We start from the raw sequence: 24,112 nt of genomic DNA, 5'->3' as shown, positions 1-24,112 counted from the left end.
CCGCGGGCATGGGGATCAGCGGTCGATTGGCTCAAGCCCGTGGCGACGCAGGATCTTAGCGCCCTCAGGCCCGGTCAGATAGTCGAGAAACGCTGCGGCGTCGGCGGAGACATCGGCGCCGTCGGCTGTGATCAACGCCGCCGGATAGCGGACTGGCGCATGCAGCCGTTCAGGCAGCGCCGCCAGCACGGCGACCCCCGGCTCGGCCGCGGCGTCCGAGGCATAGACGATGCCGGCCGGGGCCTCGCCCCGTGCCACCAGCGCCAGTGCCACGCGGACATTCTCGACGGGGGCGGTGCGCGGTTCAATCCTTTGCCAGATGCCAAGGCTGGTCAGTGCGTCGCTGGCATACTGGCCGGCCGGAACGCTTGCCGGATCGCCGATCGCCAGCCGGCCATCCTTGCCCAGCACCCGGTCGATGGTGGCAATGATCGCGGCGTCACCATCGTCGGCCGGAGCGGGCACGGCAGATCCCGCCGGTACCACCAGCACGATACGATTGGCGGCATAGGGCCGGGTTTCGGCAACCAGCCCGGCTTTTTCCACCTCGGACACCCATTTCGGATGGGCCGAGATGAACAGCGTCGCGGGTGCGCCGGCAATGATCTGGCGGGCCAGGGTGCCGGAGCCGGCCAGTGACACCTTGGGCGCGGTACCCCCGGCCCTGGTGAATCCATCGCTCGCGTCCGCCATCACCTCGGCGAGACTGGCGGCGGCGAAGACCAGCAATGGCCGGTCGGCGGCGGCCGATGGTTGAAGGTGCAGCAGCAGAAGGACAAGGCCGGCGAACAGCGCTTTCATGGGCATTCTCGTTATATCTGTGTGGATATAACGGTGAACGCAAACCATCCCGCCGTCAACCGCGGTCTCGCCCGGTCGCGGCTGCGATCAGGGCAACAGGTGGCTGAAGGCGGTCAGCACCTGACGATAGAGGTCACGCTTGAACGGCACGATCATCGAGGGCAGGTCGCGGGCCGGCAGCCAGCGCCAGCGATTGAATTCCGGATGAGCGGTCTGAAGGTTGATCTCGTCATCCCCGCCCAGAAACTCCATCGCGAACCATTTCTGGCGCTGGCCGCGATAGCGCCCGCCCCAGACCTTGCCGATCAGCTCGTCCGGCAGGTCATAGGTCAGCCAGTCGGGGGTTTCGGCCAGGATGCGGGCATTGTTGGTGCCGATCTCCTCGGCCAGTTCGCGCATGGCCGTCACCTCGGGCGTCTCGCCCGGATCGATGCCGCCCTGGGGCATCTGCCAGGCCTCGGCGGTGGTGTCGATCCGCTGGCCCACGAAGACCTCGCGGGCCGGGTTGAGCAGCATCACGCCCACACAGGGGCGATAGGGCAGATCGGCGGGGTTCGCGGCCATGGATCTCGCTCAGTGTTGGTTGCCGGGGCTGTGGCCGGCGGCGGTGCTGTCGGAAGCGGGTGGTGGGCCGGCCGGTGTCTGGGGGGCCGGTGTCTGGGTGGGCGCCGTCTGGCCGGGAGGAGGCGGCACGGCGCCGCCATCGGGCGCCAGGCCCGGTGCATCGGCAAGGGCTGTTGCCGGCGCGAAGGCGAAGCCGCGGGCTTCGATCGTGGCGATCCAGTTGGCGATGCGCTCCAGCGACACCGGCCAGGCTTCGGCCACTGCCAGCGCCTTGCCGTCGCGCCGCGCCAGCGCCTCCAGCGCGTTCAGCCGCTGGTCGATCGCCTGCGGGGTCGCCACGGCATCCACCGTGAACCGTGCCAGCGCCCGGGGCACACCGATCTCGCGAGCCAGCGCCACGCCGATATCGGTCGCCTCGTTCTCCTGCGCGACGATCATGATGCCGCGTTCCTGCATTTCATCCAGAACCGGCCGCAGATGCTGGGGCGAGCGCAGGAAACGGTCACCCATCAGCGGCTTCACGCCGACATAGCCGGTGGCCCGGCTGAGCGTCCAGTGCAGCCGTTCGCGGTTGCGGTCGGGCTCCAGCGTGGTCAGGAGAGCGGCGGGGCCGGCATCGTTGCGCGGATAGCCATCGGGCTCCATCGGCAGTTCCAGCATCACCTCGTGGCCCGCCTTCCGCGCCCGCTCGATCCAGCGTTTCAGTTCCGGCGCATAGGGCGAGAAGGCGAGGGTGACCGCACCGGGCAGGTCGATCGCGGCCTGGGTGGTTGCCTCCGAGAAGCCCAGCCCGCCAACCACCAGTGCCAGCCGGGGCCGGGCGTCGCCGCGGTCGAAGGGGCGGGCATAGACCTGCCAGGGCGCACGGCCGTCGCTGGCCACCACCGGCAACGGTCCCTGGTCGCTTTCCTGGCTGAGACCGGGGGCGGGATTTGCCGACATCACCACCGGCGTGTCCGGGCCGGTCGGTGGTGGCGGCGCGGCCGGGGCCGGCGGAGCCGCCTGCGCCGCCGCGCGGGCTTCTTCCAGCGCCGCACGGGCACGGGCCTCGTCGGCGCTCTCGGTGATGGTGGCGGCGCGGGGCTCGGCGTCCTGGAACACCGGCATCGGCATCACCACCTGGGCCTGCGCCATATCGTCGGCGGCCGTGTCGGGGGCGTCGCCCAGCGAGGCCGCCAGCGCGATCAGCGCCGCCGCCGCCAGCCCTGCCAGCGCCAGCAGGCCGGTGATCGTCCAGATCGTCCGCGATCCCGACCCGGCCGGAGCCGCCCCGCGGGGCGGGTCATCGGTCCTGCGGATGCGCAATGCCGCCATGATGCCCTGTCCCGCCCCCGGCCGTCAGCGGTTCAGGGCAAGAGAGCTGCCCGGACGGCTGAACAGTGCCACGCCACGTAGCAGTTCCAGCGCCCGCTGCAACTGATAGTCTTCCTGGCTGCCCGGCGTCGGCGCCGTGCCGATCGCCGCCGGCGGAATGCCGCCATCCGGCGCCGGTTCGGTCCCCGGCTGACCTGCGCCCGGCTGGCCCTCACCCGGCTGGCCCTCACCCGGCACGGTGCCAACCGGCCCGTCGGGTTTCGCCTCGGCCGGTACCGCGTCGGCGGGGCTGGCCGCGGGTTCCTGGTCGTTTTCCAGATGACCGCGCAGATCGGCCTCGCTGCGCGGCTTCACCACCGCGCCGGAGGGCGAGATGATCGCCTGTTCCACCAGGATGTCGGGCTCGATGCCCTTGGCCTGGATGGAACGCCCCGACGGCGTGTAATAGCGCGAGGTGGTCAGCCGCATGGCGCCATGCCCCGGCAGCGGGATCAGGGTCTGCACCGAGCCCTTGCCGAAGGATTTGGTGCCCAGCACCACGGCGCGGCCATGATCCTGCAAGGCGCCGGCGACGATTTCCGACGCGGATGCCGAGCCGCCATTGATCAGCACCACCATCGGCATGCCGTCGACGACGTCGCCGCCACGCGCCTGGAAGCGCTGCACGGCATTCTGGTCGCGGCCACGGGTGGAGACGATCTCGCCGCGTTCGAGGAACGAATCCGACACGGCGACCGCCTGATCGAGCAGGCCGCCCGGATTGTTGCGCAGATCCAGCACCAGCCCGGTCATCGGGCCGCCGATCTCGCGCCGGAGCTTCTCGATACCGTCTTCCAGTTGTTCGTCGGTGCGCTCGTTGAAGCTGCGCAGCCGGACATAGCCGATCGACCCCTTGGGCTCGACCCTGACCGCGTCGACCGGGATCACCGCGCGTGTGATGGTGACGTCGAATTCCTTGGGCGCGCCCTCGCGCCGCAAGGTCACCACGATGGTACTGCCGGCGGGGCCGCGCATGCGCTCCACCGCGTCGGCCAGCGTCAGGCCCTGAACCTGCTCGCCATCGATCGCCACGATCAGGTCGTTCGGCTGCACGCCGGCCTTGTCGGCCGGGCTGCCGTCGATCGGCGAGATGACCCGCACCAGACCCAACTGGGTGTCCATGGTGACCTCGATCCCCAACCCGCCGAATTCACCGCGGGTCTGGACCTGCATGTCACGATATGCCTTGCCATCGAGATAGCTGGAATGCGGATCCAGTGACTGAAGCATGCCATTGATGGCGGCCTCGATCAGCTTCGCATCATCGACCGGCTCGACATAGTCGCGGCGGATGCGTTCGAACACCTCACCGAACAGGTTGAGCTGGTTATAGCTGTCCCGGTTGGCGGCGCTGCCCACCAGGGGCAGGGAGAGGACCACGAGGCTGACCAGCCCCGTGACGAATCCGCGTCGCATCTTCGTCTCGACCTTTCCTGTCGACCGTCTGCCGCCTGCCGGCTGTCCGGCGGTGCCCTTCGCGGCCCTGTTCTGTATGGCCCTGTGCTGCCCGGCCATATGTTGCCCGGCGTTGCCCCGCCCGGCTGTGTGCTGTGGTCGCCGCGTGTGTATCTCAGCCGCCATGGCGGTCAGCCTCCATTGGCGCGTGCGAGCAGTGGGGCCGGATCGACCGGATCTCCGCCGCGGCGAACCTCTAGGTAAAGATAGGCTGTTCCACCGCCGTCGGCCATGGCGCCAACCGGATCGCCGGCGGTGACGCGATCGCCGACGCGGGCGTCCAGCCGGCCGAAGCCGGCAAGAAGGGTATGATATCCGTCGCCGTGTTCCACGATCAAGAGCAGCCCATAATGCCGGAACGGACCGGCAAAGGCCACGCGTCCGGCAAAGGGGGTGAGAACAGTGGCGCCGGCGGGGGTTTCATAGGTGATGCCGGAGCGTTCCACGCCCTCGCGCGGTTCGCCGAACCGGGCGATGATCCGGCCCGAAACCGGCAGACGCCGCACCATGCCGGCACCGGGTGCCGGCGGTGGCAGTGCCGCCACCTGCCGCTCCACCGGCGCGCCGGCGACCCGCGGCATCAGCGGATCGCGCGGCGGAGGGCCGGTGTCGGTGGCGGATGGCGCCGGGGGGGGCGGCGGAGGCGGGGCCGTGCGTGCCACCTGCACCGGCGCCGGAGGCGGTGGAGGGGGCGGTGGCGGCGGAGGTTTGGGCTTGGCGCGTGGTACGACGACCGCGCGTTCCTCTGGCGTTGCGGGCTTCACCACCGGCGCCCGCGCCACCCGATCGGCCTCCAGGGCGACCAGCAGATCGCGGATACCGTTGGCACGCTCGGCCAGATCGCGGGCGCGGGCGGCTTCCTGCGTGGCCTCGCTGTCGAGCGAGCTGGCGCGGGTCTGACGGTCCTCGATCAATTGCGCCAGACGCAGGCGCTCGCCTTCCAGCATGGTGCGGGTGGCGTCGATCCGGCCGCGCTGACGCTCGGCCTCGGTGCGGGACCGGGCCAGTTCTTCAAGCGCCTCGCGCAGTTCCATGGCCTCGGCCTCGATCACCGGCAGGGTGGCGCCCATCAGGATGCCGGCGTGGATCGGCGCGGTGGCCGGGCCGTCGCGGGCGATCATCGCCTCGGGCGGCTGGCGGCGCAGGCGGATCAGAGCCTCGGTCAGCCGGCCCAGATGCTCGCGCTCCACGGCGAGAGCGGTTTCCTGCGCCGAGATTTCGGATTCGAACCGGGCGAGCGCATCGCGCTGTTCGGCCAGCGCCGCTTCCTGGCGCTGCACGGCGGCGGCGGCTTCCCGCGCCTGCAGGCCCAGCGCCTCGGCTTCGGCGCGGGCATCGGCGGCGCGGCGTTCCAATTCGGCACGGCGCGCGCGGGCCTCGTCGCGGGCGCGTTCGGTGGCCTGAAGATCGCGGCCGCTGGGCGGATCGTCGGCGGCCTGGGCGCGCGACAATGCCGCCAGACCCACGGTGCCACCGCCGATCAGGACAGACAGGCCGAGTGCCACCGCGGCCGCGCGGCGGCGGTGGCGGCACCCGGTCATCGGCTCAGGCGCCGGCGGCACGGCGGGCGGCTGGCGCCGCCTTGATCAGAACCTGGCCGGTCATCTCGGCCGGCCGTTCCAGCCCCATCAGGGTCAGCACGGTGGGCGCCAGGTCGGCGAGCCGGCCATCGCTGAGCGCGACATTGGCCGGGGCACCGCCGCCGGCCAGCACCAGGGGGACGACATTGGTGGTATGGGCCGTATGCGGGCCATTGGTCAGGGGATCGAACATCTGCTCGGCATTGCCGTGATCGGCGGTGATCAGCATGCAGCCGCCCACGGCATCCAGCGCCTCGACCACCCGGCCCAGGCAGGTATCCACCGCCTCCGCCGCCTTGATCGCGGCGGAAAGGATGCCGCTATGCCCGACCATGTCGCCATTGGCATAATTCACGATGATCAGGTCGAAGCTGCCCGAGCGGATCGCCGCCACCAGCTTGTCGGTGAGTTCCGGGGCCGACATCTCGGGCTGAAGGTCATAGGTGGCGACCTTGGGGCTGGGCACCAGGATGCGCTCCTCGCCCGGATACATCTGCTCCTCGCCGCCATTCATGAAGAAGGTGACATGGGCGTATTTCTCGGTCTCGGCCATGCGCAGCTGCCGGCGGCCGGCCTTCGAGACCACCTCGCCCAGAATGTTGGCGAGCTTCGTCGGCGGAAACAGCGCCGGGATCATCGGCGCCAGCACCGATGAATATTCGACCATGCCCAGCACGGCCGCGAAACGCGGCGGCGTGCCACGCTCGAAACCATCGAAGGCCGGATCGATCAACGCATGCAGGATCTCGCGCGCGCGATCGGCGCGGAAATTCGCCATCAGCAGCCCGTCGCCATCCTTGACGCCGGCGTAATCGCCGATCGCCGCCGGGTCGACGAATTCATCGGTGATATCGGCCGCATGGGCGGCCGCGATCGCCTCGGCGGCGGTGGGGAAGCGGTTGCCTTCGCCCTTGACGATCACGTCATAGGCGCGCACCACCCGTTCCCAGCGCTTGTCGCGATCCATGCCCCAATAGCGGCCACCGACAGTGGCGATGGCGATGTCGCCCGCCCCTTCGACCGCGGCTTCCAGCCGGCCGATGAAGCCGGGCGCGCTCTTCGGCGGGGTGTCGCGGCCGTCGAGCAGCGCATGGATGCGCACCGGCACGCCGGCGCCGGCGATGATCCGCGCCATGCCGGCGATATGATCCTGATGGCTGTGCACGCCACCATCCGAGATCAGGCCCAGGATATGCGCCGTGCCGCCCGATGCCTTCAAGCCATCGATGAAGCGGGTCATCTCAGGGTTCGCGGCCAGGCTGCCATCGGCGAGCGCCGTATCGATCTTCGGCAGTTCCTGCATCACCACCCGGCCGGCACCGATATTCAGATGCCCGACCTCCGAATTGCCCATCTGGCCCACCGGCAGACCCACGGCCTCGGCCGATGTGTTCAGGAACGCCATCGGCTGTTCGGCGGTCAATCTGTCCCAGTTAGGTGTATCGGCCAGGGTGATGGCGTTGTCCGCCGCAGGTCCACGCCATCCCCATCCGTCCAGAATGCACAGAACGACGGGGCGCGGCGGCTGCGTGTGGGCGGTGGTCATTGGGCTCGTGTCCTCGGGATCGGCGCAGGCAGTCGTGAACGGTCCTGCTTCTATCAGGTTTTCCGCTCTACATATAGGGGGTTGGGGCCCGACATCACAGGGCGGGCGAGGAGACCCCGGGGCCTTGCGCCGGCTTTCATGTCTGTCGTTGATCAGGCCGCCGGATTGTGGGGCGTGGCTTTTCTGACCCGCGGCGAAAATGACGCCGGACAACCACAAAAGCCGGGGCATGGCGGCCCTCGTGGCGATATGCCATCGAAATCAAGTCATAAGTTCGATATCGCATGATCGGTTGGGCGTCGGCCACGACCGTCAACCCGGACCCTCGCAGGGCGGCTCAAGGGCAGCCTGCTGGCAGCACTGCGACCGCGGCGGCGTCACCCATCATGTTAATGGATTTCAGCGATACCTTTGCGTTCGTGCGCGTCGTATCGACCGGTCGCTCAAGCGTCGTCGACGAACTGGGTGGCAAGGCCGCCCCTGTGCAGCATAGCCGGACGGATTCATGACGGCTCCTGAAAAAACGCGCCTGACGCCCAGGCGATGTTCCTTCATGGACGCTACAGAAAGACGTCCCACGCGATTAGCCGGCGGTCGCAGGACAGATTGTCCTGCCGGCGGGCATCAGGCGCCAGCCGGGCCGGTATCAGTCTTCGGCAGCCCCGCCGCCCGTGGCCCTTGCCACCGCATCCGGATGCTCCGGCGCCCAATCGGCCCAGCGCGGGCGGTCGATCGAGAACAGGTCGGTCGTCCGCGCGTACCAGCCACCGCCATGCATGCGGCCGATCAGGCCCAGCGCGGGGGTGTCGATGTGGTGGCGGGCGGCATCGAGCACCGCCTCGTCGCGGACATGGGCGACCAGCACCTCGCCCAGAACGATCGCCTGACGGGGGCCGGTGGTGATGGCGGTGTGCAGGCGGCATTCGAAGGCGACGGCAGCCGCCGCGATGCGTGGCGGGCGGATCGCGGTGGAGGCGATGGTGTCGAGACCGGCCAGCGCCAGTTCGTCCACGCCCGGCGGGGCGTCGATGCAGGTGATGTTCATCTGCGGCGCCAGATCCTCCGACACCAGATGCACCACGAATTCGCCGGTCGCCAGGATGTTGGCGGGGGTGTCCTTGAAGCGGTCTTCCGGGTGGCGGAGCATGCCCACGGCCAGAATCGGCGGCTCGTGCCCCATGCAGTTGAAGAAGCTGTAAGGCGCGGCGTTCACCCGGCCCTCGGCCGACAACGAGGTGACCCAGGCGATCGGGCGCGGCGTGACGGTCGAGCCCAGGATCTTGTAGCGGTCGGGTGCCGCCATGCGGCGCATGTCGAATTCCATCGGACCCCCTGGTCATGGCAACGCGGCCGGCAGTCAGTCCCGGTGATAGGGATGGCCGTCCAGAATGGTTTGTGCACGATAGATCTGTTCGGCGATCAGTGCACGCACCAGCATATGGGGGAAAGTGAGCCGGCCCAGCGCCACGACCAGATCGGCCTGATCGCGCAGGCCCGCATCCAGCCCGTCGGCGCCGCCGATGATCAGCGCCACGTCGCGCCGGCCGGCCTCGGCAAAGCCGCCGAGTGCGCCGGCGAAGCCCCGGCTGTCGAGCAGCCGGCCGCGTTCGTCCAGCGCCACCAGCGCGGCGCCGGCAGGCAGTTTCGCGCGGATCGCCTGGGCTTCCTCGGCTTTCAGGGCATCGCCCTGCAGCGTCGCCTTGCGGGCCTGAACCTCGATCAGCGTGAACGGCCAGCGCAGCCGGCGGACATAGTCGTCCACCAGCGCCGCTTCCGGGCCGCCGCGGGCACGGCCGACGGCGACCAGGGTGATGCGCAGAACCAGGCTCATCGGCCTGTCCCCGGCAGGCTACCGGGGGGGCGGATCACTCCGCGACGCGCTGCGATCCGTCGCCGGGAAGGTTGGCGCCCCACATCTTTTCCAGATTGTAGAACGCGCGCACTTCCGGCCGGAACAGATGCACGACCACCGGGCCCGCATCGACCAGAACCCAGTCGGCGAGCGGCAGGCCCTCGGTCAGCGGCAATTGATCGCCGGTGGCCTTGATGCGCATTTCCAGCTTTTCAGCGAGCGAGGCGACATGACGGCTCGACCGGCCACTTGCGACCACCATGTAGTCGGCGAAATCGGTCTTGCCGGCAAGGTCGATGACCACGACGTCCTCGGCCTTGTCGTCGTCCAGCGAGGCGCGGACCAGATCGAGCACCTGGTCGGCGTCGAGCAGTACCGGCGGGATCACCGGTACCGTGATGGGACTGTCGGTCTGCAACAGAGCGAACCTCATCAAGCGTTGGCGGGGGCGGGGGCGGTGCTCATGCACCGGAAAGCCCGCAGGCGCCATGATTTAACCATAGCAGGCATCGGCGGTTTCCGCGACGGTGATCCGTTGCGGTCAGCCATGCCTGTTCCTGTGGCCGGCCTCTGGCCCGTCGGATGCCGCGGGTGCCGGGCTTATGGGGCCACGGCGCGGGCGTCCTTCGGGCCGGGGTTTGCGGCCTTCGCGTATTTCGGTCGCCGAGCGCGGATCCAGCCGGGCATGCAGCAGAATCCAGGCCGGCGGGTCCAGGCGCGCCAGCCGGCCGGCCCGGTGTTCGGGCAGGCGATGGTGCGCCAGCCTGCGGGCGGCCCGTCCGGCCATGGCCCGGATGCCATAGCCCGGCCGGTCGATGACGGCGATCGGCACCATCCGGGCCAGTTGCCGCCAGCCGCCCCAGCGATGCAGATCGGTGAGGCCGTCGGCGCCCATGATCCAGACGAAGCGGATCCGGGGAAACCGGCGGCGGAGTGCGGCCACGGTGTCGACGGTGAAGCGGGTGCCGAGTGCCGCCTCGGCCGTGGTGATGCGCAGCCGCGGATGACCGGCCATGGCCCTGGCGCCGGCGACCCGGTCGGGCAGGGGGGCGGCCACACGGCCGGCCCTGACCTTCAGCGGGTTGCCGGGGCTGACCAGCCACCACACCTCGTCCAGCCGAAGCCGGCGCAGCGCCGTCAGTGCGACGTGGACATGGCCTTCATGGGTGGGATCGAAAGATCCGCCATAGAGGCCCACGGTCATGGCGGGGCCACGGCCGGCCACCCGCCATAGCGGGTCGCCACCGGCGGCGGCACCCCGCCGCCGGTCAGGCGCGAAGCGTGCCCTGGCCGCGAACGACATATTTGAACGTTGTCAGTTGTTCCACCCCCACAGGGCCGCGGGCGTGCATCCGTCCGGTCGAGATCCCGATTTCCGCCCCCATGCCGAATTCGCCACCATCGGCGAACTGGGTGGAGGCATTGTGCATGACGATGGCGCTGTCCACCTCGGCCAGAAAGCGTGCGGCGGTGGCGGCATCATCGGTGACGATGCTGTCGGTGTGATGCGAGCCATAAGCCTCGATGTGGTCGATGGCACCGGCCACGCCATCGACCATGCGGGCCGAAATGATCGCATCCAGATATTCCGTCCGCCAGTCGGCCTCGGTCGCCGGCACCACCCGGGCATCCACCGCCTGAACCGCGGCGTCGCCGCGCACCTCGCAGCCGGCATCCAGCAGCGCGGTCACGATCGGCGCCAGCATAGCGGGTGCGGCCGCCCGGTCGACCAGCAGGGTTTCGGCCGAGCCGCAGATACCGGTGCGGCGCAGCTTGGCGTTGATCACGATCGCCCGGGCCATCTCAGGGTTCGCGGCGCCATCGACATAGACATGGCACAGGCCTTCAAGATGGGCGAAGACCGGCATCCGCGCCTCGGTCTGCACCCGCTCGATCAGCGATCGGCCGCCGCGCGGCACGATCACGTCGATCAGGCCGACGGCACCCAGCATGGCGCCCACGGCAGCCCGGTCGGTGACCGGCACCAGTTGCACGGCATCGGCGGGCAGGCCGGCCGATGCCAGCCCCGCCACCATCGCCGCATGGATGGCGCGCGAACTGTTGAAGCTTTCCGAGCCGCCGCGCAGGATCACGGCATTGCCGGCCTTCAGGCACAGCGCGCCGGCATCGGCGGTGACGTTGGGGCGGCTTTCATAGATCACGCCCACCACGCCCAGCGGCACCCGCACCCGGGCGATGTGCAGCCCGGTGGGCCGGTCCCATTCCTCCATCACCCGGCCGACCGGATCGGCCAGCGCCGCCACATCCTCGATCCCGCGGGCGATCGCCTCGATCCGGCCCGCGTCCAGGGCCAGCCGGTCGAGCAGCGCGCCGGTGAGGCCGCGCGCGCGGGCGGCGGCCATGTCGGTGGCGTTGGCCTCAAGAATGGCGCCACGACCGGCACGGATCGCCGCCGCCGCCGCCTTCAGGCCGGCGGTCTTGGTGTCGGGCGACGCCTGGGCGAGCTGGCGTTGTGCCGCGCGGGCGCGGGCGCCCATATCGGCGATCAGGGCTTCAGGGGCGGTGGTGGCCGGGGTGGCCGGGTCCGGAATGCTGGAGGCCGGGGTGGTGGCGACGCCGGGGTTGGCGGTGGTCAGGCTGTCGGTCATCACACAGAGGCCTCCTCTTCGTCGCCAGCGGCGTGGAATACCAGATCGTCGCGGTGGATCATCTCGTCCCGGCCGCGAAACCCCAGAATCTGTTCGATCTCGGCCGAGCGGTGGCCGGCGATCGCGCGGGCATCGGCATCGCCATAGGCGGCCAGACCGCGGGCGATCTCGCGGCCCTGGCCATCGAGCACGGCGACCGCGTCGCCACGCTCGAACTGGCCGTCGACGACACGCACCCCTGCCGGCAGCAGGCTGCCGCCGCGGGCCAGGGCGCGCACCGCGCCGTCATCGATGCTGAGCGCGCCGCGCGGGCTCAGCCGGCCGCCGATCCAGCGCTTGCGCGCGGTGTGGGGGGTGGTTTCAGGGTCGAACCATGTGGCGCGGCCGCCGTTTTCCACAGCACCCACCGGGTGCAGCGGATGGCCGGGCGCGATCACCATGGCGCAGCCCGCAGCACCGGCGACCCGCGCCGCGGCAAGCTTGGTCGCCATGCCGCCCGATCCCACCGCCGAACGGGCGCCGCCGCCCATGGCCATGATCTCAGGGGTCAGGCGGGTCACGCGTGGAATATGCAGGGCCGCGGGGTCGAGCCCCGGATCGGCTGTATACAGCCCGTCGATATCCGAGAGCAGCAGCAGCAGATCGGCCGAGGCCATTTCGGCCACCCGCGCCGACAGCCGGTCGTTGTCGCCGAAACGGATTTCGGCGGTGGCGACGGTGTCGTTTTCGTTGATCACCGGCACCGCGCCCAGCTTCAGCAGCGTGGCCAGCGTCGCGCGCGCGTTCAGATAGCGCCGGCGCGCCTCGCTGTCCTCAAGCGTCAGCAGCACCTGGGCCACCGGTAGATGATAGGCGCCAAGCACGGTTTCATAGGCATGGGCCAGCCGGATCTGGCCGGCGGCGGCCGCGGCCTGCTTTTCTTCCAGGCGCAGCACGCCCGCCCCCAGCCCCAGCAGCCGGCGGCCCAGCGCGATCGCGCCCGACGAGACCACGATCACGTCCTGACCGCGGCCGCGCAGGCGCGCGATGTCGCCCGCCAGGCTTTCAAGCCATGGCTGACGCAACTGCCCGGTCGCATCGTCGACCAGCAATGCCGAGCCGACCTTGATCACCACCCGCCGCGCCGCCGACAAGCCGGCCGCCGCGGGTGACAGCGCGTCGCTCAATGCCGCCTCCCTTTGGCGGGGTCGTCCACGGCGGTGCCGTCCGTGCCGGCATCGTCTTCTTCTTCGTCGTCTTCGTCGTCTTCGTCGATGTCATCATCCCCATCGACGTCGTCGTCATCGTCTTCGTCTTCGGCGATGTCATCGTCATCGTCGTCATCGTCTTCGGCGATGTCATCGTCATCGTCGTCATCGTCTTCGGCGACGTCGTCGTCATCCTCGACATCGTCTTCAGCATCGTCTTCGTCCCAGTCGTCGTCCCAATCCTCGTCAGAGGCGGTGACCACCAGACGATCGGCTTCCAGGCCGTCGACCAGATCTTCGTGGCTGTCGAACAGGTCAGCATTGCCGGCACCGGCGCGGCCACCGGCGGGGGTGTCTTCCGGGTCGGGCAGGCGCAGCAGGGGCGCGCGCTTCTGGCCGCTCGCATCCACCGCCTCGTCGACCACGCCCAGTACCCGGCGGCGCTGATTGCGGGCCTCGATCTCGGCCTCGCGCACCGCCATGACATGGGGCATCAGCGCGCGCAGCGCCTCGGGCACGCCGCGCCGCGAGATGGCCGACAGTGCCAGAACCGGCTGGCCCAGCTCTTCCTCGACATAATCCTTCACCAGTTGGATGGTGTCGTCGTCCAGGGCGTCGATCTTGCTGAGGGCGATGATCTCGGGCTTGTCGGTGATGCCGTGGCCGAAGGCTTCCAGCTCGCCGCGCACGATGCGGTAATTCTCGACCGGATCCTCGGCGGTGGCGTCGAGCAGATGCAGCAGCGCGCCGCAGCGCTCCACATGGCGCAGGAAGCGGTCGCCCAGCCCGTGGCCCTCATGCGCGCCTTCGATCAGGCCCGGAATGTCGGCCAGCACGAATTCGTCGTCGCCCACCCGCACCACGCCCAGATTGGGATGCAGGGTGGTGAAGGGATAATCGGCGATCTTGGGGCGGGCGGCGGTCACCCCGGCCAGGAAGGTCGACTTGCCGGCATTGGGCAGGCCGACCAGACCGGCATCGGCGATGATCTTCAGCCGCAGCCACAGCCAGCGTTCCGGGGCCTCGGTGCCCGGATTGGCCCGGCGCGGCGCCTGGGTGATCGAGGATTTGAACCGGGCATTGCCGAAACCGCCGCTGCCGCCATCGGCCAGCAGCACCCGCATGCCGGGCTCGGTCAGGTCGATCAGCATCCGCTCGCCACGCTCGTCCCAGATCTGGGTGCCGACCGGCAACTGGATCACGACATCCTCGCCGCGCGCGCCATGGCGGTTGCGACCCATGCCGTGGGTGCCGCGACGGGCCTTGAAATGCTGCTGATAGCGGAAATCGATCAGCGTGTTCAGGTTGTCGACCGCAACCGCGATCACCCGGCCGCCATTGCCGCCGTCGCCGCCATCGGGACCACCGAACTCGATATACTTCTCGCGCCGGAAACTGACGCAGCCATTGCCGCCATCGCCGCCGCGGATATAGATCTTGGCCTGATCGAGGAACTTCACGGGGGCGCGACTTTCTATGGCGTCAGTGCGGAAGGCTGGCCGGCCGGGACGGGCCGGGGTTGCCGAAAGATCTGGGGGTGACAGGGCTGGGTATGAAGGGGGCGGTCATGGAAAGCCGCCGGTGTCGACGACCGACATGGGATGGGGCGATGGTATCGCAACACGAACAGAGGGGGATGGCCGGGCCATCCCCCTCGTCTCGCAGGCCCGGTGCCATCCACACCCCGCTCCGGCGGGCCGGATCAGGCGTCGAATGGCGCGGGCATGTCTCGCGTCGGGCGGCTGGCCTGGATCAGGCCTGCGCCGGCTCGACGTGAATGATGGTGCGGTCGTCGCGGCCACGCGTGAACGACACGGTGCCCTCGATCAGCGCGAACAGGGTGTGGTCGCGGCCCATGCCGACATTGCGGCCGGGATACCACTTGGTACCGCGCTGACGGATCAGGATGTTGCCGGGGATGACGGCTTCGCCGCCGAACTTCTTGACGCCCAGGCGCCGGCCGGCACTGTCGCGACCGTTGCGGGAGCTGCCGCCTGCCTTTTTATGTGCCATCTCGGAGACCTCCGTGATGCCCGGGACCGGTCATCAATGCCGGTCGCGCGGGTGTCGGTTGACGCTGATATCCGGGCGGTCAGGCCCGGACGCGGCCTTGGTCGATGCGGCGGCGACGCGGATGCGCCGGCGGGCCGCGCCGGTCCTCAGGCCGAAATTGCGGTGACGCGGATCTTCGTCAGGCTCTGACGATGACCGTTCAGGCGGCGATAGCCCTTGCGGCGCGTCTTCTTGAAGATCAGCACCCGGCGGGTGCGGACCAGATCAACGACCTCGGCCGTGACCTTGGCGCCGGCAACGATCGGAGCACCGATCTTCACGCCATCGGCGTCGCCGACCATCAGCGGCTCGAACTCGATCGTGCCGCCAGGCTCGATGCCGAGCGTCTCGACGGCGATGATGTCGTTCTCCGCGACCTTGTACTGCTTGCCGCCCGTCTTGATGACCGCGAACATGATCGATCTTCCCGATAGTCGTCGTCGCGCCGGCCGGCCGGGAGCCGCAGAGCGCGGCCCGCTCAAGCCCATGGCCCACGCGGAACAGTTGGAGTGGTTGCACCCGCCAGAGCCCCGGCTCCGACCAGCCCGCCCTGGGGCGGATCGGTCCGTGGTGCGGACGAAAGCGACCGGGTCGGCGCCGACTTGAAATCGCCGCCGCTGCCCGGGACCACGCGACTATATTGGCCGCGCGTGCTTTGTCAACAGCGACGGGCAGATAACCGCCATCGCGGATGGTGACATCGCCCGCCACCATGCTCGGCTGTTGCATTGCCGCAGCACTTGGCTATTCTCTAGCGCGCGGATGCCGGAACACCGGTATCATGCGGCATCGGACGTGGGCGAGAGTGGCGGAATCGGTAGACGCAGTCGACTCAAAATCGACCGCCGAAAGGCTTGGGGGTTCGAGTCCCCCCTCTCGCACCAGACCGCCCGAGGGCACGGCCCGTCAACGGGCTTGCCTCACCAGATGTCGGCGACCGGCGATGCCGCAGGGCGGTCGATGGCCCCGGGCCGAACATCCTTCGTTCATGATCGCCAAGCACGACTGGTCGTTCTGATGGCCCTTAAACTTGGGGCATGGCCATCATCAGACAGTCTTGGTCATCGACCACAACCTTCGCCCCTGAGATCAAGAAGGATGACGATGGCTCTCGGCCGCTATGACAATGCCGGCGACGATGTCCATGATCTGATCCGCCGCGACGGTATCGCACAGATCCAGCGCCTGATTGACGAGGGGCTGGCGAGCGGTATCGGTACCCGCACGATGGCGGATGTGTTGGACGAGGCGCGCCGTCAGGCCGGCGGATCGGATCGCGGCAGCCTTTAGTTTGCCCCCGCCCGGATAGTTTAGCCCCCACCGGGCCACAGCATCATCACCATCGACGCCACCAGCAGGGCGGCCAGGATCAGGTTCACGATCCGCGACACCAGCGGCTGGCGGAGCAGGCGGGCGAAGCCGGCGCCGGCGAGTGCCCAGGTGACGTGGCTGAGCGTGATCAACACCACCATGATGGCGACGCGGGCGACCATGTCGGCCATGGGGGCGGTGGATGGCGGGGTGGCGCCGCCGAACAGGGCGCCGATCGCCAGCCATGCCTTGGGATTGGTGGTGGCGAGGATCAGGCCGCTGACGATGCCCGGCGGCGTGGCCCCGGCGCTGGCGGCGCGCGGCGGTGGTGCCGTGGCGATGCGGAGCGCGAGATAGAGGATATAGGCCGCCGACAGCACGGCGAAGCCGGCGGCCAGCGTGGGATGGCCGGTCAGCAGCGAGGCCAGCCCCGCCGCCACCGCCAGCATCACCGCGATGGTGCCCGCGGCGCTGCCGGTCAGGAACGCCCATGTCCGCCGGAGGCCGAAGGCGCTGGCGACCGCGGTCATCGCGATGGTGGTGGGGCCGGGGCTGACGGTGACGGCGAAGCCGGCAAGCGCGAATCCTGCCAGATCGAGACCCGCCATATCGAAGGGCAGATGCTGCATCGTCGAAAATCCTGTAACGTTCCAGGGTCATGCAGACCCCGACATGCCGAGACGGCCCGCCAGATGGTTCAGCGCCCCCGTCGCCGCGTCTCGCCGGTGCGCCGCGTCTCGCCGATGCGCCGCGCGCGGCCGGCGTCGAGACCGGGCGGCTGCGCGCGGGCGTGACCTTGCGCATCGGCCAGGGCAGTGCCGGCATCGAGCGGCTGGAGGCGGGGTTCGACGGCCCGGCCTTCGCGCCGCATCGCCACGACACTTATGCGATCGGCATCACCACCCGCGGCGTGCAGTCGTTCCGCTATCGCGGCGTGCGGCGGCTGTGCCTGCCGGGCGAGACCCATATCCTGCACCCGGACGAGCTTCACGACGGCGCCGCCGCCACCGATGACGGGTTCGGCTATCGGATCGTCTATATCGATCCGGCGCTGGTGCAGCAGGCGCTGGGCGGACGGGCATTGCCGTTCGTGGCCGATCCGGTGGTTGCGGCCGCCGGCCGCGACCCGGCCCTCGATCAATGGCTTGCCGATCTCGATGGACCGATCGACGAGGCGGCGCGCGTGGATCTGGCGGTGACGATCGCCGGCCTGCTGGACAGGCATGCCGGCGGGCCGCCGCGCCGGCCGGTGCCGCTGGCCCTGGCCCGGATGATGGCGGTGCGCGAGATGATCGCCGCCGATCCCGCCATCCGCCACCCGGTCGCGGCCTTCGAGCATGTGGCCGGGCTGGATCGCTGGACGATCGCGCGCCAGTTCCGCCAGGCCTTCGGCACCAGCCCGAGCCGGTTCCGGACGCTGCGCCAGATCGATATCGCCCGGCGGCTGATCAGCGGCGGCCTGCCGCTGGCCGAGGCGGCACTTGAGGCGGGTTTCGCCGATCAGAGCCACATGTCGCGGCTGTTCAAGGGCAGTATTGGCCTGACGCCTGCACGCTGGGCGGCGGCGCAGGCCCTGCCCCGGGCCAGGGCGGCGTCATCCGGCTGACACCGCGCCGGTCCGGGCCTCTATGGCCTTCACCACCGCCGCCATGTCGAGCCCGCCATGACCAAGGGCCAGGGTTTCCGAGAACAGGGCGTGGCAGACATCGAGCAATGGCGAGGCGATGCCGGCCTCGCGGGCCGCCGCCGCGATCAACTGGTTGTTCTTCAGCACGTCGACGATCCCGGCCTGAACGGTGAAATCGGCGGCCAGCAGCTTGGCGGCCTTCATCCGCGACACCGCACTCGCCATCGGCCCGGCATCGAGCACCGCCACGAAGCGTTCAAGATCCAGGTCATGGCGTTGCGCGAAGTGAAAAGCCTCGGTCAGGCCGGTGACCATGGTGATCAGGAACACGTTCACCGCCAGCTTCATCAGCAGGCCCGACGGCACCGCGCCGCAATCGACCACCCGCGCGCACATCGGCGCCAGCAGCGGCCGCACGATCCCGGCCGGCCCCGGATCGCCCGCCAGCATCGCGACCAGTTGCCCGGCCTCGGCCGGCAGGCGCGAGCCCGAGACCGGCGCCTCGACATAATCACCGCCGGCGGCGCGGATATCATCACCCAGCGCGCGGGAATAACCGGGGGCTGTGGTGCCCATGTGAACGATGATGCGGCCACGGACATTGGCGGCGAGGCCGGGCGTGCCGCGACCCAGTACGGCATCCATCGACGCCCCGTCCATCATCATCAGGAACACGACATGGGCACGTCTGAACACCTGCGCCGGGGTGGCCGCCACCTCGGCGCCGGCATCGGCCAGGGCCTGGGCGCGTGAACTGGTGCGGTTCCACACGATCAGCCCTATGCCGGCCCGCGCCAGGTTCAGCGCCATCGGCTGCCCCATCACCCCCAAACCGATGAACCCGGTCGGTGTCGTCATCTCGGATCTCCTGTTGCCTGGATATGACCGCGATGCGGAGTCTGATCCGCCGGAGGTGACTTTAAGGATCGGGCCAAACCGCGTATTGAAGGCTTGTGCAGGTGGTGTGGGGCAACGGAGGTGGCGGATGGGGGATGATCGAGCGCGGTACCGGGTTCTGACCGACGCCGTGCGGCGTGATCCGGCGGATCGTGACGCCCATCTCGCGCTGGCCCGCCATCACATGGCATTCGGGCGCGCGGATCTGGCGATGGCCTCGTTGCTGACCGTGCGCCGGCTGGCGCCGGACCATCCGAAGGTGGGTGATATGATCGCCCATTGCCTTGGCCGTCTTCGCCTGCCGCCGCCAGTACAGCTGTATGACGAGATTCTGGCCCGGCTGACGGCGGGCGACATCGACGACATGCGGATCGCGGCGGTCGCGGGCCGGATGCTGGCGCGCCGGCATGGGCTGGGCCCTGAGACCGTGCCCGCCGCCACGCCCGATGATGCGACCTGTTCGGCGCTCGCGGCCGATCCGCTGTTCCGGCGCTTTCTCGATCGCTGTGCAAATGTCCATCCGGTGATCGAGCGGGCGATGGTCCGGCTGCGACGCCGCTGTTGCCTGAATGACGGGCTGACGGCCGATGATCAGGGGGAAAACCAGCGCGAGCCGCTGCCGCTGGAGGCGCGCATCAGCCTTGCGGCCGGCCTGCTGAATTCAGACTATGCCGCCGCCTGGACGGATGATGAACAGGTGGCGCTCGACGCCAGAATCGCCAGGGTCGATGCCCGCGCGGCGGAACTTGGCGACGTGGCGCTGACCGATGATCTGGTCGCGATCGCCATGTATCGGATGCCGCCGATGGCGGCGATGGCCGAACTGGCCACCCGGCCGGCCCTGCCCGATCCGGCGCGGCGCCGCTTTCTGGCGGTGTTTCATGACGAGCCGATGGCGATCGCCGCCCAGCGGATTCCGGCCCTGCGTCCGGTCACCGATCCGCTGTCGCTGCGGGTGCGCGCGCAATACGAGTCCTGGCCCTATCCGCGCTGGCGCGGCCTGCGCCCTATCCGTCGGCGACGGCTGGCCGAGGTGCTGGCGCGCACCCTTGGAACGCCTGTCACAGGAACACCCACGCATGCCGCGATCGCAGCGCTTCCCGACGATCCGGATATCCTGATCGCGGGCGGCGGCACCGGCCGGCACACGATCCACACCGCCCGGCGCTATCAGCACCGCTCCGTCACCGCCATCGATCTGAGCGCCGCCAGCCTGGCCTATGCGGCCCACAAGGCCGGGCTGCATGGCTGCGACGACGTGGCGATGCTGCGGGCGGACCTGTTCGATCTGACGAGCGAACGCCTGGAAGCGGCGGGGCGGCCCGGGCGGTTTCATCTGATCGAGGCGGTGGGCGTGCTGCACCACACCGCCGACCCGCTGGCGGCGTGGCGACGGCTGCGCGATCTGCTGCATCCGGGCGGCTGGATGAAGATCGGGCTCTACAGCGCCACGGCCCGGCGCGATCTGCTGGCGGCGCGGCTGTGGCTGGCGCGTCATGGCTGGCGCGGCGACGCGGCCTCGATGCGGCGCTTCCGGCGCGATCTGCTCGACGGCCGGCTCGATCCCGCTCTGGCGCATCTGGTGACCTGTGGTGATTTCTATAACCTCAACCATCTGCGTGACCTGCTGTTTCACGAGCAGGAGGTGCTGTTCACGGTGTCGATGATCGCGGCGCATCTCGATGCGCTTGGGTTGAGTTTCGCTGGGCTTTCCCTGCCGGAAAGTGATGTCATGCCCCGCTATCGGGCAATGTTTCCCAATGATCCGGCGGGTGCCAACCTGGAAAACTGGGCCGCCTTCGAAAGGCGGAACCCCAAAACATTCATCGAAATGTATCATATCTGGTGCCACGATTGAATCTTTGCTGGACCCACGATGGCCGGATTTTCGATTGAAATGTAGCCGCCTTGCCGGAAGAATGATGGCGTCACGATACTTATTTGGAGCGGCTATGATGACACACGGCAATCACCACATCTCCGGCAGCAACGATCTGTGGCAGGAGCCGTCCTGTGGGGGGCAGGTGTCTAAGACGCGTCGGCATTGGTCGGCACCTCGATTGACGGCGATGCTCGTCGCGACCACGGCAGCTAACTTCAACGGCGGTGGGAGCGACGGCACCTTCTTCTCCTGACCTGAGGCACCCGATGGGCCGGAATGATCTGTGACAGGCGGTGCTGCCGCTATCCGCCAGTGACAGATCACGCCCCTTCGCCCGCTTGACACACAGCGCAACCACAGATCACAATCCGGTCACGAAGGTCTGCCATGCCGGCGCTCAGAAGGGCGCTGCCAGGGCGGTGAAAAGGGAACATGGAAGCGGGCGGTCGCCCGCGAAGCCATGGCTGCCCCCGCAACTGTAAGCGGAGAGTCTGTCGCCCTGCTATACCACTGGGCAAGACTGGCCACTGGGATACCGGCCACCGGGGACTCCGGGTCGGGACACTGGGAAGGCCGGCGACGGATGATGACCCGCGAGCCAGGAGACCTGCCTTCGCGTCTGACAGGGCCACTCTTCGAACGGGGCGTTCGGATGGGGGCGGGATATATCGGCGGATCGCCGGTCATCTCCGAAGGCCTTGCCGTGTGAAGAGGCTCGATCAGGCTTCGGAGGATCGGCATGCATATTATGGAAGGCTATCTGCCCGCGACGCACGCCGTGGGCTGGGGCCTGGTTTCAGCACCCTTTGTCATTGCCGGCGCGCGCCGCATCGTGAAGCTCGTGCGCGACAAGCCCGAGGTCAAGCTGCTGCTGGCCGCATCGGGCGCCTATGTCTTCGTGTTGTCGGCACTGAAACTGCCATCCGTGACCGGCAGTTGCTCGCACCCCACCGGCACCGGGCTCGCCTCCGCCCTGTTCGGCCCCACCGTCACCACGGTGCTGGGCGCGATCGTGCTGTTGTTCCAGGCGCTGCTGCTGGCCCATGGCGGGCTGACCACGCTTGGCGCCAACATCTTCTCGATGGCGATCGTCGGGCCTTTCGTGGCCTGGGGTATCTTTCGGGGCATGACCGGCGCCGGACTGAGTGCTGCCCTCGCGATCTTCTTCGCGGCGACGCTGGGTGACCTTGCGACCTATGTCACCACCTCGCTGCAACTGGCGATCGCCTTCCCCGATCCGGCGGGCGGGGTGGCCGGTGCCGCCTCGAAATTCCTCGGCATCTTCGCGATCACCCAGATCCCGCTGGCGATCAGCGAGGGGCTGCTGACCGCGGTGGTGTTCAATATGTTGAGCCGTTACAGCCGTGGCGAGCTGCTGAGCCTGAACGTGCTGCGCGGCCGCGCCGCCGCCGCTGGAAAGGTCGCATCATGATCAAGCGCAATCTGGCGATGCTGGCCGCCGTGGCGGCACTGGCGATCGCACCGCTGCTGATCCACCCGCCCGGCACGGTGGAATTCGCCGGCGCCGATGGCGAGGCCGAGGCGATGATCACCGAGATCCATCCCGATTATCAGCCCTGGGCAAGCCCGTTGTGGGAGCCGCCGAGCGGCGAGATCGAAAGCCTGCTGTTCGCGCTTCAGGCCGCGATCGGCGCCGGGCTGCTGGGCTATTATTTCGGGCTGCGGCGCGGGCGGCGCGATGCGGCGGAAGATGGCGCGACCGGGGCTGTCACGCCCGTCGTCGATGCGCCGCTGCGGAGCGGCAATGCGCGCCATTGACCGCAGCGCCCATACCAATCGCTGGCGGCACTGGCCGGCGGCGGAAAAGCTGGTTGTCTGCGCCGGGTTGATGCTGGTGTCGCTGCTGGCCGCCGGCTGGGCCGGGCAGGTGATCATCCTGGCCGGTCTGGTGGTGGCGCTGCTGGCAGGGGCACGGGTGCGGCCGGGCGATCTGGCGCGGGCGGCGATGGTTCCGGTCGGGTTCATCGCCACCTCGACGCTGGCGCAGATGGTGACGCTGGATCTTTCGACCGGCTGGCCGGTCTTCGGCATCGCCGGCCCGGAGGCGCGGCTTCAGGCGCTGTTCGTCGGGCAGCGGAGCCTGACCTGCGTGACGGCATTGCTGGCGCTGGCGCTGACCACGCCTTTGACCAGCATCCTGCAATTGTTTCAACGCCGCGGGCTGGCCGGCGACATCGGCGATATCGCGCTGATGATGTTCCGGATCATCTGGCTGGTGCTCGATTGTCTGGAAGCCGGCCAGCGTGCCCAGGCCGCCCGGCTGGGGCATGAGGGCGCGCGTCGGATGATCCGCTCCAACGGCCGCTTGCTCGCCAGCCTGCTGCCGCGGGTGCTGGACCGCGCCCAGCGGATGAACACCGGGCTTGGCGTGCGCGGCTATGACGGCACGCTGCGCTTCGTCTCGGTCGAGGCGGCGGCGTCGGCGCCGCGCATCGCGGGCCTGTGCAGCGGCCTGGTGGTGCTGGCTCTGGGGCTGGCGCAACTCGGATGATGATTGTGACGCCCACGCATGACCAGACCGTGCCCGGCTTGAAGGCTGTCGGGCTGGAGGTCACCTATCCCGGCCGCACGCGGGCGCTGGACCGGGTGGATCTGGCGATCGCGCCAGCCCGGAAGCTGGCGATCCTGGGTGCCAATGGCGCGGGCAAATCCACCCTGCTGCTCACCCTGGCCGGCGGGTTGAAGCCGCAGGCGGGCAGCGTGTGGCTGGATGGGGCCGAGGTGGTTCACAGCCGCCAGGGGCTGGCGCGGCTGCGCCGCCGGGTCGGGCTGGTGTTGCAGGATCCCGACGACCAGCTATTCGCGGCAACCGTGGCCGAGGATGTGTCGTTCGGGCCGTTGAACATGGGGCTTGATGCCGCCGAGGCACGGGCGCGCACCAGCGAGGCGCTGGCGGCGCTGAACATCACGGCATTGGCTGGCCGCCCCACACACATGCTCAGCTTCGGCCAGCGCAAGCGGGTGGCGATCGCCGGGTTGATGGCGATGCGCCCTGGATTTCTGCTGCTCGACGAACCCACGGCCGGGCTCGATCCATCCGGCGTCGACGATCTGATGCGGCTGCTGGACGGCGTGGCGGCATCGGGCACGGCCGTGGTGGTGGCGACCCACGACATGGATCTCGCCTATGGCTGGGCCGACCGGATCGCGGTGTTCGGCGACGGCCGGATCGCCTGTGACGGCGCGCCTGACACGGTGTTTCAGGACCATGACCTGCTGCGCCGGCTGGGCCTGCGGCCGCCGATGCTGGGCCGGCTGGCCCAGGCGCTGGCCGCACGCGGCATGATCGACCCGGCCCGGCCATTGCCGCGCCGCCTGGATGATCTGCTTGTGGCGTTGACCGGCCAAACCGGCGCGGACCAGCCACCCGGCTGA

Annotated in this window: 23 protein-coding genes, 1 tRNA gene, 1 pseudogene and 1 riboswitch; of the genes and pseudogenes, 8 read left to right on the top strand and 17 right to left on the bottom strand. The window is 69.2% G+C overall.

What is annotated here, in order from left to right; genetic code table 11:
• Positions 1–15 precede the first annotated feature (15 nt).
• The 15 genes and pseudogenes from modA to rplU all read right to left on the bottom strand — a co-directional run bounded on the left by modA (position 16) and on the right by rplU (position 15,415).
• A complete protein-coding gene (gene modA, locus WG924_RS14560; RefSeq protein ID WP_345933774.1) occupies positions 16–801 on the bottom strand; it encodes a molybdate ABC transporter substrate-binding protein in 786 nt (261 codons plus the stop codon).
• A gap of 87 nt (positions 802–888) precedes the next feature.
• The gene (locus tag WG924_RS14555) at positions 889–1,365 is read right to left on the bottom strand and encodes an RNA pyrophosphohydrolase (RefSeq protein ID WP_345933772.1); all 477 of its coding nucleotides are present in this window, start codon (positions 1,363–1,365) and stop codon (positions 889–891) included.
• Between the two features lie 9 nt (positions 1,366–1,374).
• On the bottom strand, positions 1,375–2,679 hold the full coding sequence (locus tag WG924_RS14550; RefSeq protein ID WP_345933771.1) for a divergent polysaccharide deacetylase family protein: 1,305 nt from the start codon (positions 2,677–2,679) through the stop codon (positions 1,375–1,377).
• A gap of 24 nt (positions 2,680–2,703) precedes the next feature.
• The gene (locus WG924_RS14545) at positions 2,704–4,134 is read right to left on the bottom strand and encodes a S41 family peptidase (RefSeq protein WP_345933770.1); all 1,431 of its coding nucleotides are present in this window, start codon (positions 4,132–4,134) and stop codon (positions 2,704–2,706) included.
• A 170-nt stretch (positions 4,135–4,304) separates the two neighbouring features.
• The gene (locus tag WG924_RS14540) at positions 4,305–5,714 is read right to left on the bottom strand and encodes a murein hydrolase activator EnvC family protein (protein ID WP_345933769.1); all 1,410 of its coding nucleotides are present in this window, start codon (positions 5,712–5,714) and stop codon (positions 4,305–4,307) included.
• Between the two features lie 4 nt (positions 5,715–5,718).
• Positions 5,719–7,299 carry a 2,3-bisphosphoglycerate-independent phosphoglycerate mutase gene (gpmI, locus tag WG924_RS14535; RefSeq protein WP_345933768.1) on the bottom strand — a complete coding sequence of 527 codons (1,581 nt, stop codon included), beginning with the start codon at positions 7,297–7,299 and terminating at the stop codon, positions 5,719–5,721.
• Positions 7,300–7,945: 646 nt separating this feature from the next.
• On the bottom strand, positions 7,946–8,623 hold the full coding sequence (locus tag WG924_RS14530; RefSeq protein ID WP_345933767.1) for a flavin reductase family protein: 678 nt from the start codon (positions 8,621–8,623) through the stop codon (positions 7,946–7,948).
• Positions 8,624–8,656: 33 nt separating this feature from the next.
• Complete coding sequence (gene rlmH, locus WG924_RS14525; RefSeq protein ID WP_345933766.1) at positions 8,657–9,130, bottom strand: 23S rRNA (pseudouridine(1915)-N(3))-methyltransferase RlmH; 474 nt, start codon at positions 9,128–9,130, stop codon at positions 8,657–8,659.
• A gap of 34 nt (positions 9,131–9,164) precedes the next feature.
• Positions 9,165–9,569: a ribosome silencing factor gene (gene rsfS / locus WG924_RS14520; RefSeq protein ID WP_188582971.1), complete on the bottom strand. Its 405-nt coding sequence runs from the start codon at positions 9,567–9,569 to the stop codon at positions 9,165–9,167.
• A 123-nt stretch (positions 9,570–9,692) separates the two neighbouring features.
• A complete protein-coding gene (locus WG924_RS14515) occupies positions 9,693–10,454 on the bottom strand; it encodes a nicotinate-nucleotide adenylyltransferase (RefSeq protein WP_345933765.1) in 762 nt (253 codons plus the stop codon).
• Complete coding sequence (locus WG924_RS14510) at positions 10,420–11,760, bottom strand: glutamate-5-semialdehyde dehydrogenase (protein ID WP_345933764.1); 1,341 nt, start codon at positions 11,758–11,760, stop codon at positions 10,420–10,422. Before WG924_RS14510 ends, WG924_RS14515 begins: the two co-directional genes overlap by 35 nt.
• Positions 11,760–12,926 carry a glutamate 5-kinase gene (gene proB, locus WG924_RS14505; RefSeq protein ID WP_345933763.1) on the bottom strand — a complete coding sequence of 389 codons (1,167 nt, stop codon included), beginning with the start codon at positions 12,924–12,926 and terminating at the stop codon, positions 11,760–11,762. The genes WG924_RS14510 and proB overlap by 1 nt, the downstream gene beginning before the upstream one ends.
• A gap of 461 nt (positions 12,927–13,387) precedes the next feature.
• Positions 13,388–14,407, bottom strand: a pseudogene (gene obgE, locus WG924_RS14500) (GTPase ObgE); the annotation flags it as partial.
• Positions 14,408–14,699: 292 nt separating this feature from the next.
• Complete coding sequence (gene rpmA / locus WG924_RS14495; RefSeq protein WP_188582962.1) at positions 14,700–14,960, bottom strand: 50S ribosomal protein L27; 261 nt, start codon at positions 14,958–14,960, stop codon at positions 14,700–14,702.
• Positions 14,961–15,106: 146 nt separating this feature from the next.
• On the bottom strand, positions 15,107–15,415 hold the full coding sequence (gene rplU, locus WG924_RS14490) for a 50S ribosomal protein L21 (protein WP_188582960.1): 309 nt from the start codon (positions 15,413–15,415) through the stop codon (positions 15,107–15,109).
• 383 nt (positions 15,416–15,798) lie between these two features.
• On the opposite strand from rplU, the gene WG924_RS14485 reads away from it, so the two are divergent.
• Together WG924_RS14485 and WG924_RS14480 are read left to right on the top strand one after the other, a co-directional pair.
• Positions 15,799–15,883, top strand: a tRNA-Leu gene (locus WG924_RS14485).
• Positions 15,884–16,097: 214 nt separating this feature from the next.
• On the top strand, positions 16,098–16,289 hold the full coding sequence (locus WG924_RS14480; protein ID WP_345933762.1) for a ribbon-helix-helix domain-containing protein: 192 nt from the start codon (positions 16,098–16,100) through the stop codon (positions 16,287–16,289).
• A 20-nt stretch (positions 16,290–16,309) separates the two neighbouring features.
• Here WG924_RS14480 and WG924_RS14475 read toward each other — a convergent pair whose 3' ends face one another.
• A complete protein-coding gene (locus WG924_RS14475; protein ID WP_345933761.1) occupies positions 16,310–16,939 on the bottom strand; it encodes a LysE family translocator in 630 nt (209 codons plus the stop codon).
• A gap of 29 nt (positions 16,940–16,968) precedes the next feature.
• Here WG924_RS14475 and WG924_RS14470 point away from each other — a divergent pair, with 29 nt between their 5' ends.
• Positions 16,969–17,916 (top strand): AraC family transcriptional regulator, encoded by a 948-nt coding sequence (locus tag WG924_RS14470; RefSeq protein WP_345933760.1) that lies wholly within the window; start codon positions 16,969–16,971, stop codon positions 17,914–17,916.
• Here WG924_RS14470 and WG924_RS14465 read toward each other — a convergent pair.
• Positions 17,905–18,795: an NAD(P)-dependent oxidoreductase gene (locus WG924_RS14465; RefSeq protein ID WP_345933759.1), complete on the bottom strand. Its 891-nt coding sequence runs from the start codon at positions 18,793–18,795 to the stop codon at positions 17,905–17,907. The genes WG924_RS14470 and WG924_RS14465 overlap by 12 nt on opposite strands.
• Positions 18,796–18,922: 127 nt before the next feature.
• Between WG924_RS14465 and WG924_RS14460 the strand changes: the two genes are divergently transcribed.
• The 5 genes from WG924_RS14460 to WG924_RS14440 all read left to right on the top strand — a co-directional run bounded on the left by WG924_RS14460 (position 18,923) and on the right by WG924_RS14440 (position 24,112).
• A complete protein-coding gene (locus tag WG924_RS14460) occupies positions 18,923–20,692 on the top strand; it encodes a methyltransferase (protein WP_345933758.1) in 1,770 nt (589 codons plus the stop codon).
• 385 nt (positions 20,693–21,077) lie between these two features.
• A riboswitch (cobalamin riboswitch) is annotated at positions 21,078–21,345 on the top strand.
• A 110-nt stretch (positions 21,346–21,455) separates the two neighbouring features.
• A complete protein-coding gene (locus WG924_RS14455) occupies positions 21,456–22,148 on the top strand; it encodes an energy-coupling factor ABC transporter permease (RefSeq protein ID WP_345933757.1) in 693 nt (230 codons plus the stop codon).
• Positions 22,145–22,495, top strand: coding sequence for an energy-coupling factor ABC transporter substrate-binding protein (locus WG924_RS14450; protein ID WP_345933756.1), 351 nt, complete (start codon positions 22,145–22,147; stop codon positions 22,493–22,495). Before WG924_RS14455 ends, WG924_RS14450 begins: the two co-directional genes overlap by 4 nt.
• A complete protein-coding gene (gene cbiQ / locus WG924_RS14445) occupies positions 22,482–23,228 on the top strand; it encodes a cobalt ECF transporter T component CbiQ (protein ID WP_345933755.1) in 747 nt (248 codons plus the stop codon). The genes WG924_RS14450 and cbiQ overlap by 14 nt, the downstream gene beginning before the upstream one ends.
• Positions 23,228–24,112 carry an energy-coupling factor ABC transporter ATP-binding protein gene (locus tag WG924_RS14440; RefSeq protein ID WP_372045168.1) on the top strand — a complete coding sequence of 295 codons (885 nt, stop codon included), beginning with the start codon at positions 23,228–23,230 and terminating at the stop codon, positions 24,110–24,112. Before cbiQ ends, WG924_RS14440 begins: the two co-directional genes overlap by 1 nt.

This window comes from Tistrella arctica (assembly GCF_039630945.1).
Classification (GTDB): domain Bacteria; phylum Pseudomonadota; class Alphaproteobacteria; order Tistrellales; family Tistrellaceae; genus Tistrella; species Tistrella bauzanensis.
Note: the sequence above shows the minus strand (reverse complement) of the source record. Positions and strands in the feature narration are given on the sequence as shown.

Excerpts from the sequence above, each read along its gene's own strand:
- modA (WP_345933774.1), bottom strand. The coding sequence starts at position 801 with ATGAAAGCGCTGTTCGCCGGCCTTGTCCTTCTGCTGCTGCACCTTCAA.
- WG924_RS14555 (WP_345933772.1), bottom strand. The coding sequence starts at position 1,365 with ATGGCCGCGAACCCCGCCGATCTGCCCTATCGCCCCTGTGTGGGCGTG.
- WG924_RS14550 (WP_345933771.1), bottom strand. The coding sequence starts at position 2,679 with ATGGCGGCATTGCGCATCCGCAGGACCGATGACCCGCCCCGCGGGGCG.
- WG924_RS14545 (WP_345933770.1), bottom strand. The coding sequence starts at position 4,134 with ATGCGACGCGGATTCGTCACGGGGCTGGTCAGCCTCGTGGTCCTCTCC.
- WG924_RS14540 (WP_345933769.1), bottom strand. The coding sequence starts at position 5,714 with ATGACCGGGTGCCGCCACCGCCGCCGCGCGGCCGCGGTGGCACTCGGC.
- gpmI (WP_345933768.1), bottom strand. The coding sequence starts at position 7,299 with ATGACCACCGCCCACACGCAGCCGCCGCGCCCCGTCGTTCTGTGCATT.
- WG924_RS14530 (WP_345933767.1), bottom strand. The coding sequence starts at position 8,623 with ATGGAATTCGACATGCGCCGCATGGCGGCACCCGACCGCTACAAGATC.
- rlmH (WP_345933766.1), bottom strand. The coding sequence starts at position 9,130 with ATGAGCCTGGTTCTGCGCATCACCCTGGTCGCCGTCGGCCGTGCCCGC.
- WG924_RS14515 (WP_345933765.1), bottom strand. The coding sequence starts at position 10,454 with ATGTCGTTCGCGGCCAGGGCACGCTTCGCGCCTGACCGGCGGCGGGGT.
- WG924_RS14510 (WP_345933764.1), bottom strand. The coding sequence starts at position 11,760 with ATGACCGACAGCCTGACCACCGCCAACCCCGGCGTCGCCACCACCCCG.
- rpmA (WP_188582962.1), bottom strand. The coding sequence starts at position 14,960 with ATGGCACATAAAAAGGCAGGCGGCAGCTCCCGCAACGGTCGCGACAGT.
- rplU (WP_188582960.1), bottom strand. The coding sequence starts at position 15,415 with ATGTTCGCGGTCATCAAGACGGGCGGCAAGCAGTACAAGGTCGCGGAG.
- WG924_RS14480 (WP_345933762.1), top strand. The coding sequence starts at position 16,098 with ATGACGATGGCTCTCGGCCGCTATGACAATGCCGGCGACGATGTCCAT.
- WG924_RS14475 (WP_345933761.1), bottom strand. The coding sequence starts at position 16,939 with ATGCAGCATCTGCCCTTCGATATGGCGGGTCTCGATCTGGCAGGATTC.
- WG924_RS14470 (WP_345933760.1), top strand. The coding sequence starts at position 16,969 with ATGCAGACCCCGACATGCCGAGACGGCCCGCCAGATGGTTCAGCGCCC.
- WG924_RS14465 (WP_345933759.1), bottom strand. The coding sequence starts at position 18,795 with ATGACGACACCGACCGGGTTCATCGGTTTGGGGGTGATGGGGCAGCCG.
- WG924_RS14460 (WP_345933758.1), top strand. The coding sequence starts at position 18,923 with ATGGGGGATGATCGAGCGCGGTACCGGGTTCTGACCGACGCCGTGCGG.
- WG924_RS14455 (WP_345933757.1), top strand. The coding sequence starts at position 21,456 with ATGCATATTATGGAAGGCTATCTGCCCGCGACGCACGCCGTGGGCTGG.
- WG924_RS14450 (WP_345933756.1), top strand. The coding sequence starts at position 22,145 with ATGATCAAGCGCAATCTGGCGATGCTGGCCGCCGTGGCGGCACTGGCG.
- cbiQ (WP_345933755.1), top strand. The coding sequence starts at position 22,482 with ATGCGCGCCATTGACCGCAGCGCCCATACCAATCGCTGGCGGCACTGG.
- WG924_RS14440 (WP_372045168.1), top strand. The coding sequence starts at position 23,228 with ATGATTGTGACGCCCACGCATGACCAGACCGTGCCCGGCTTGAAGGCT.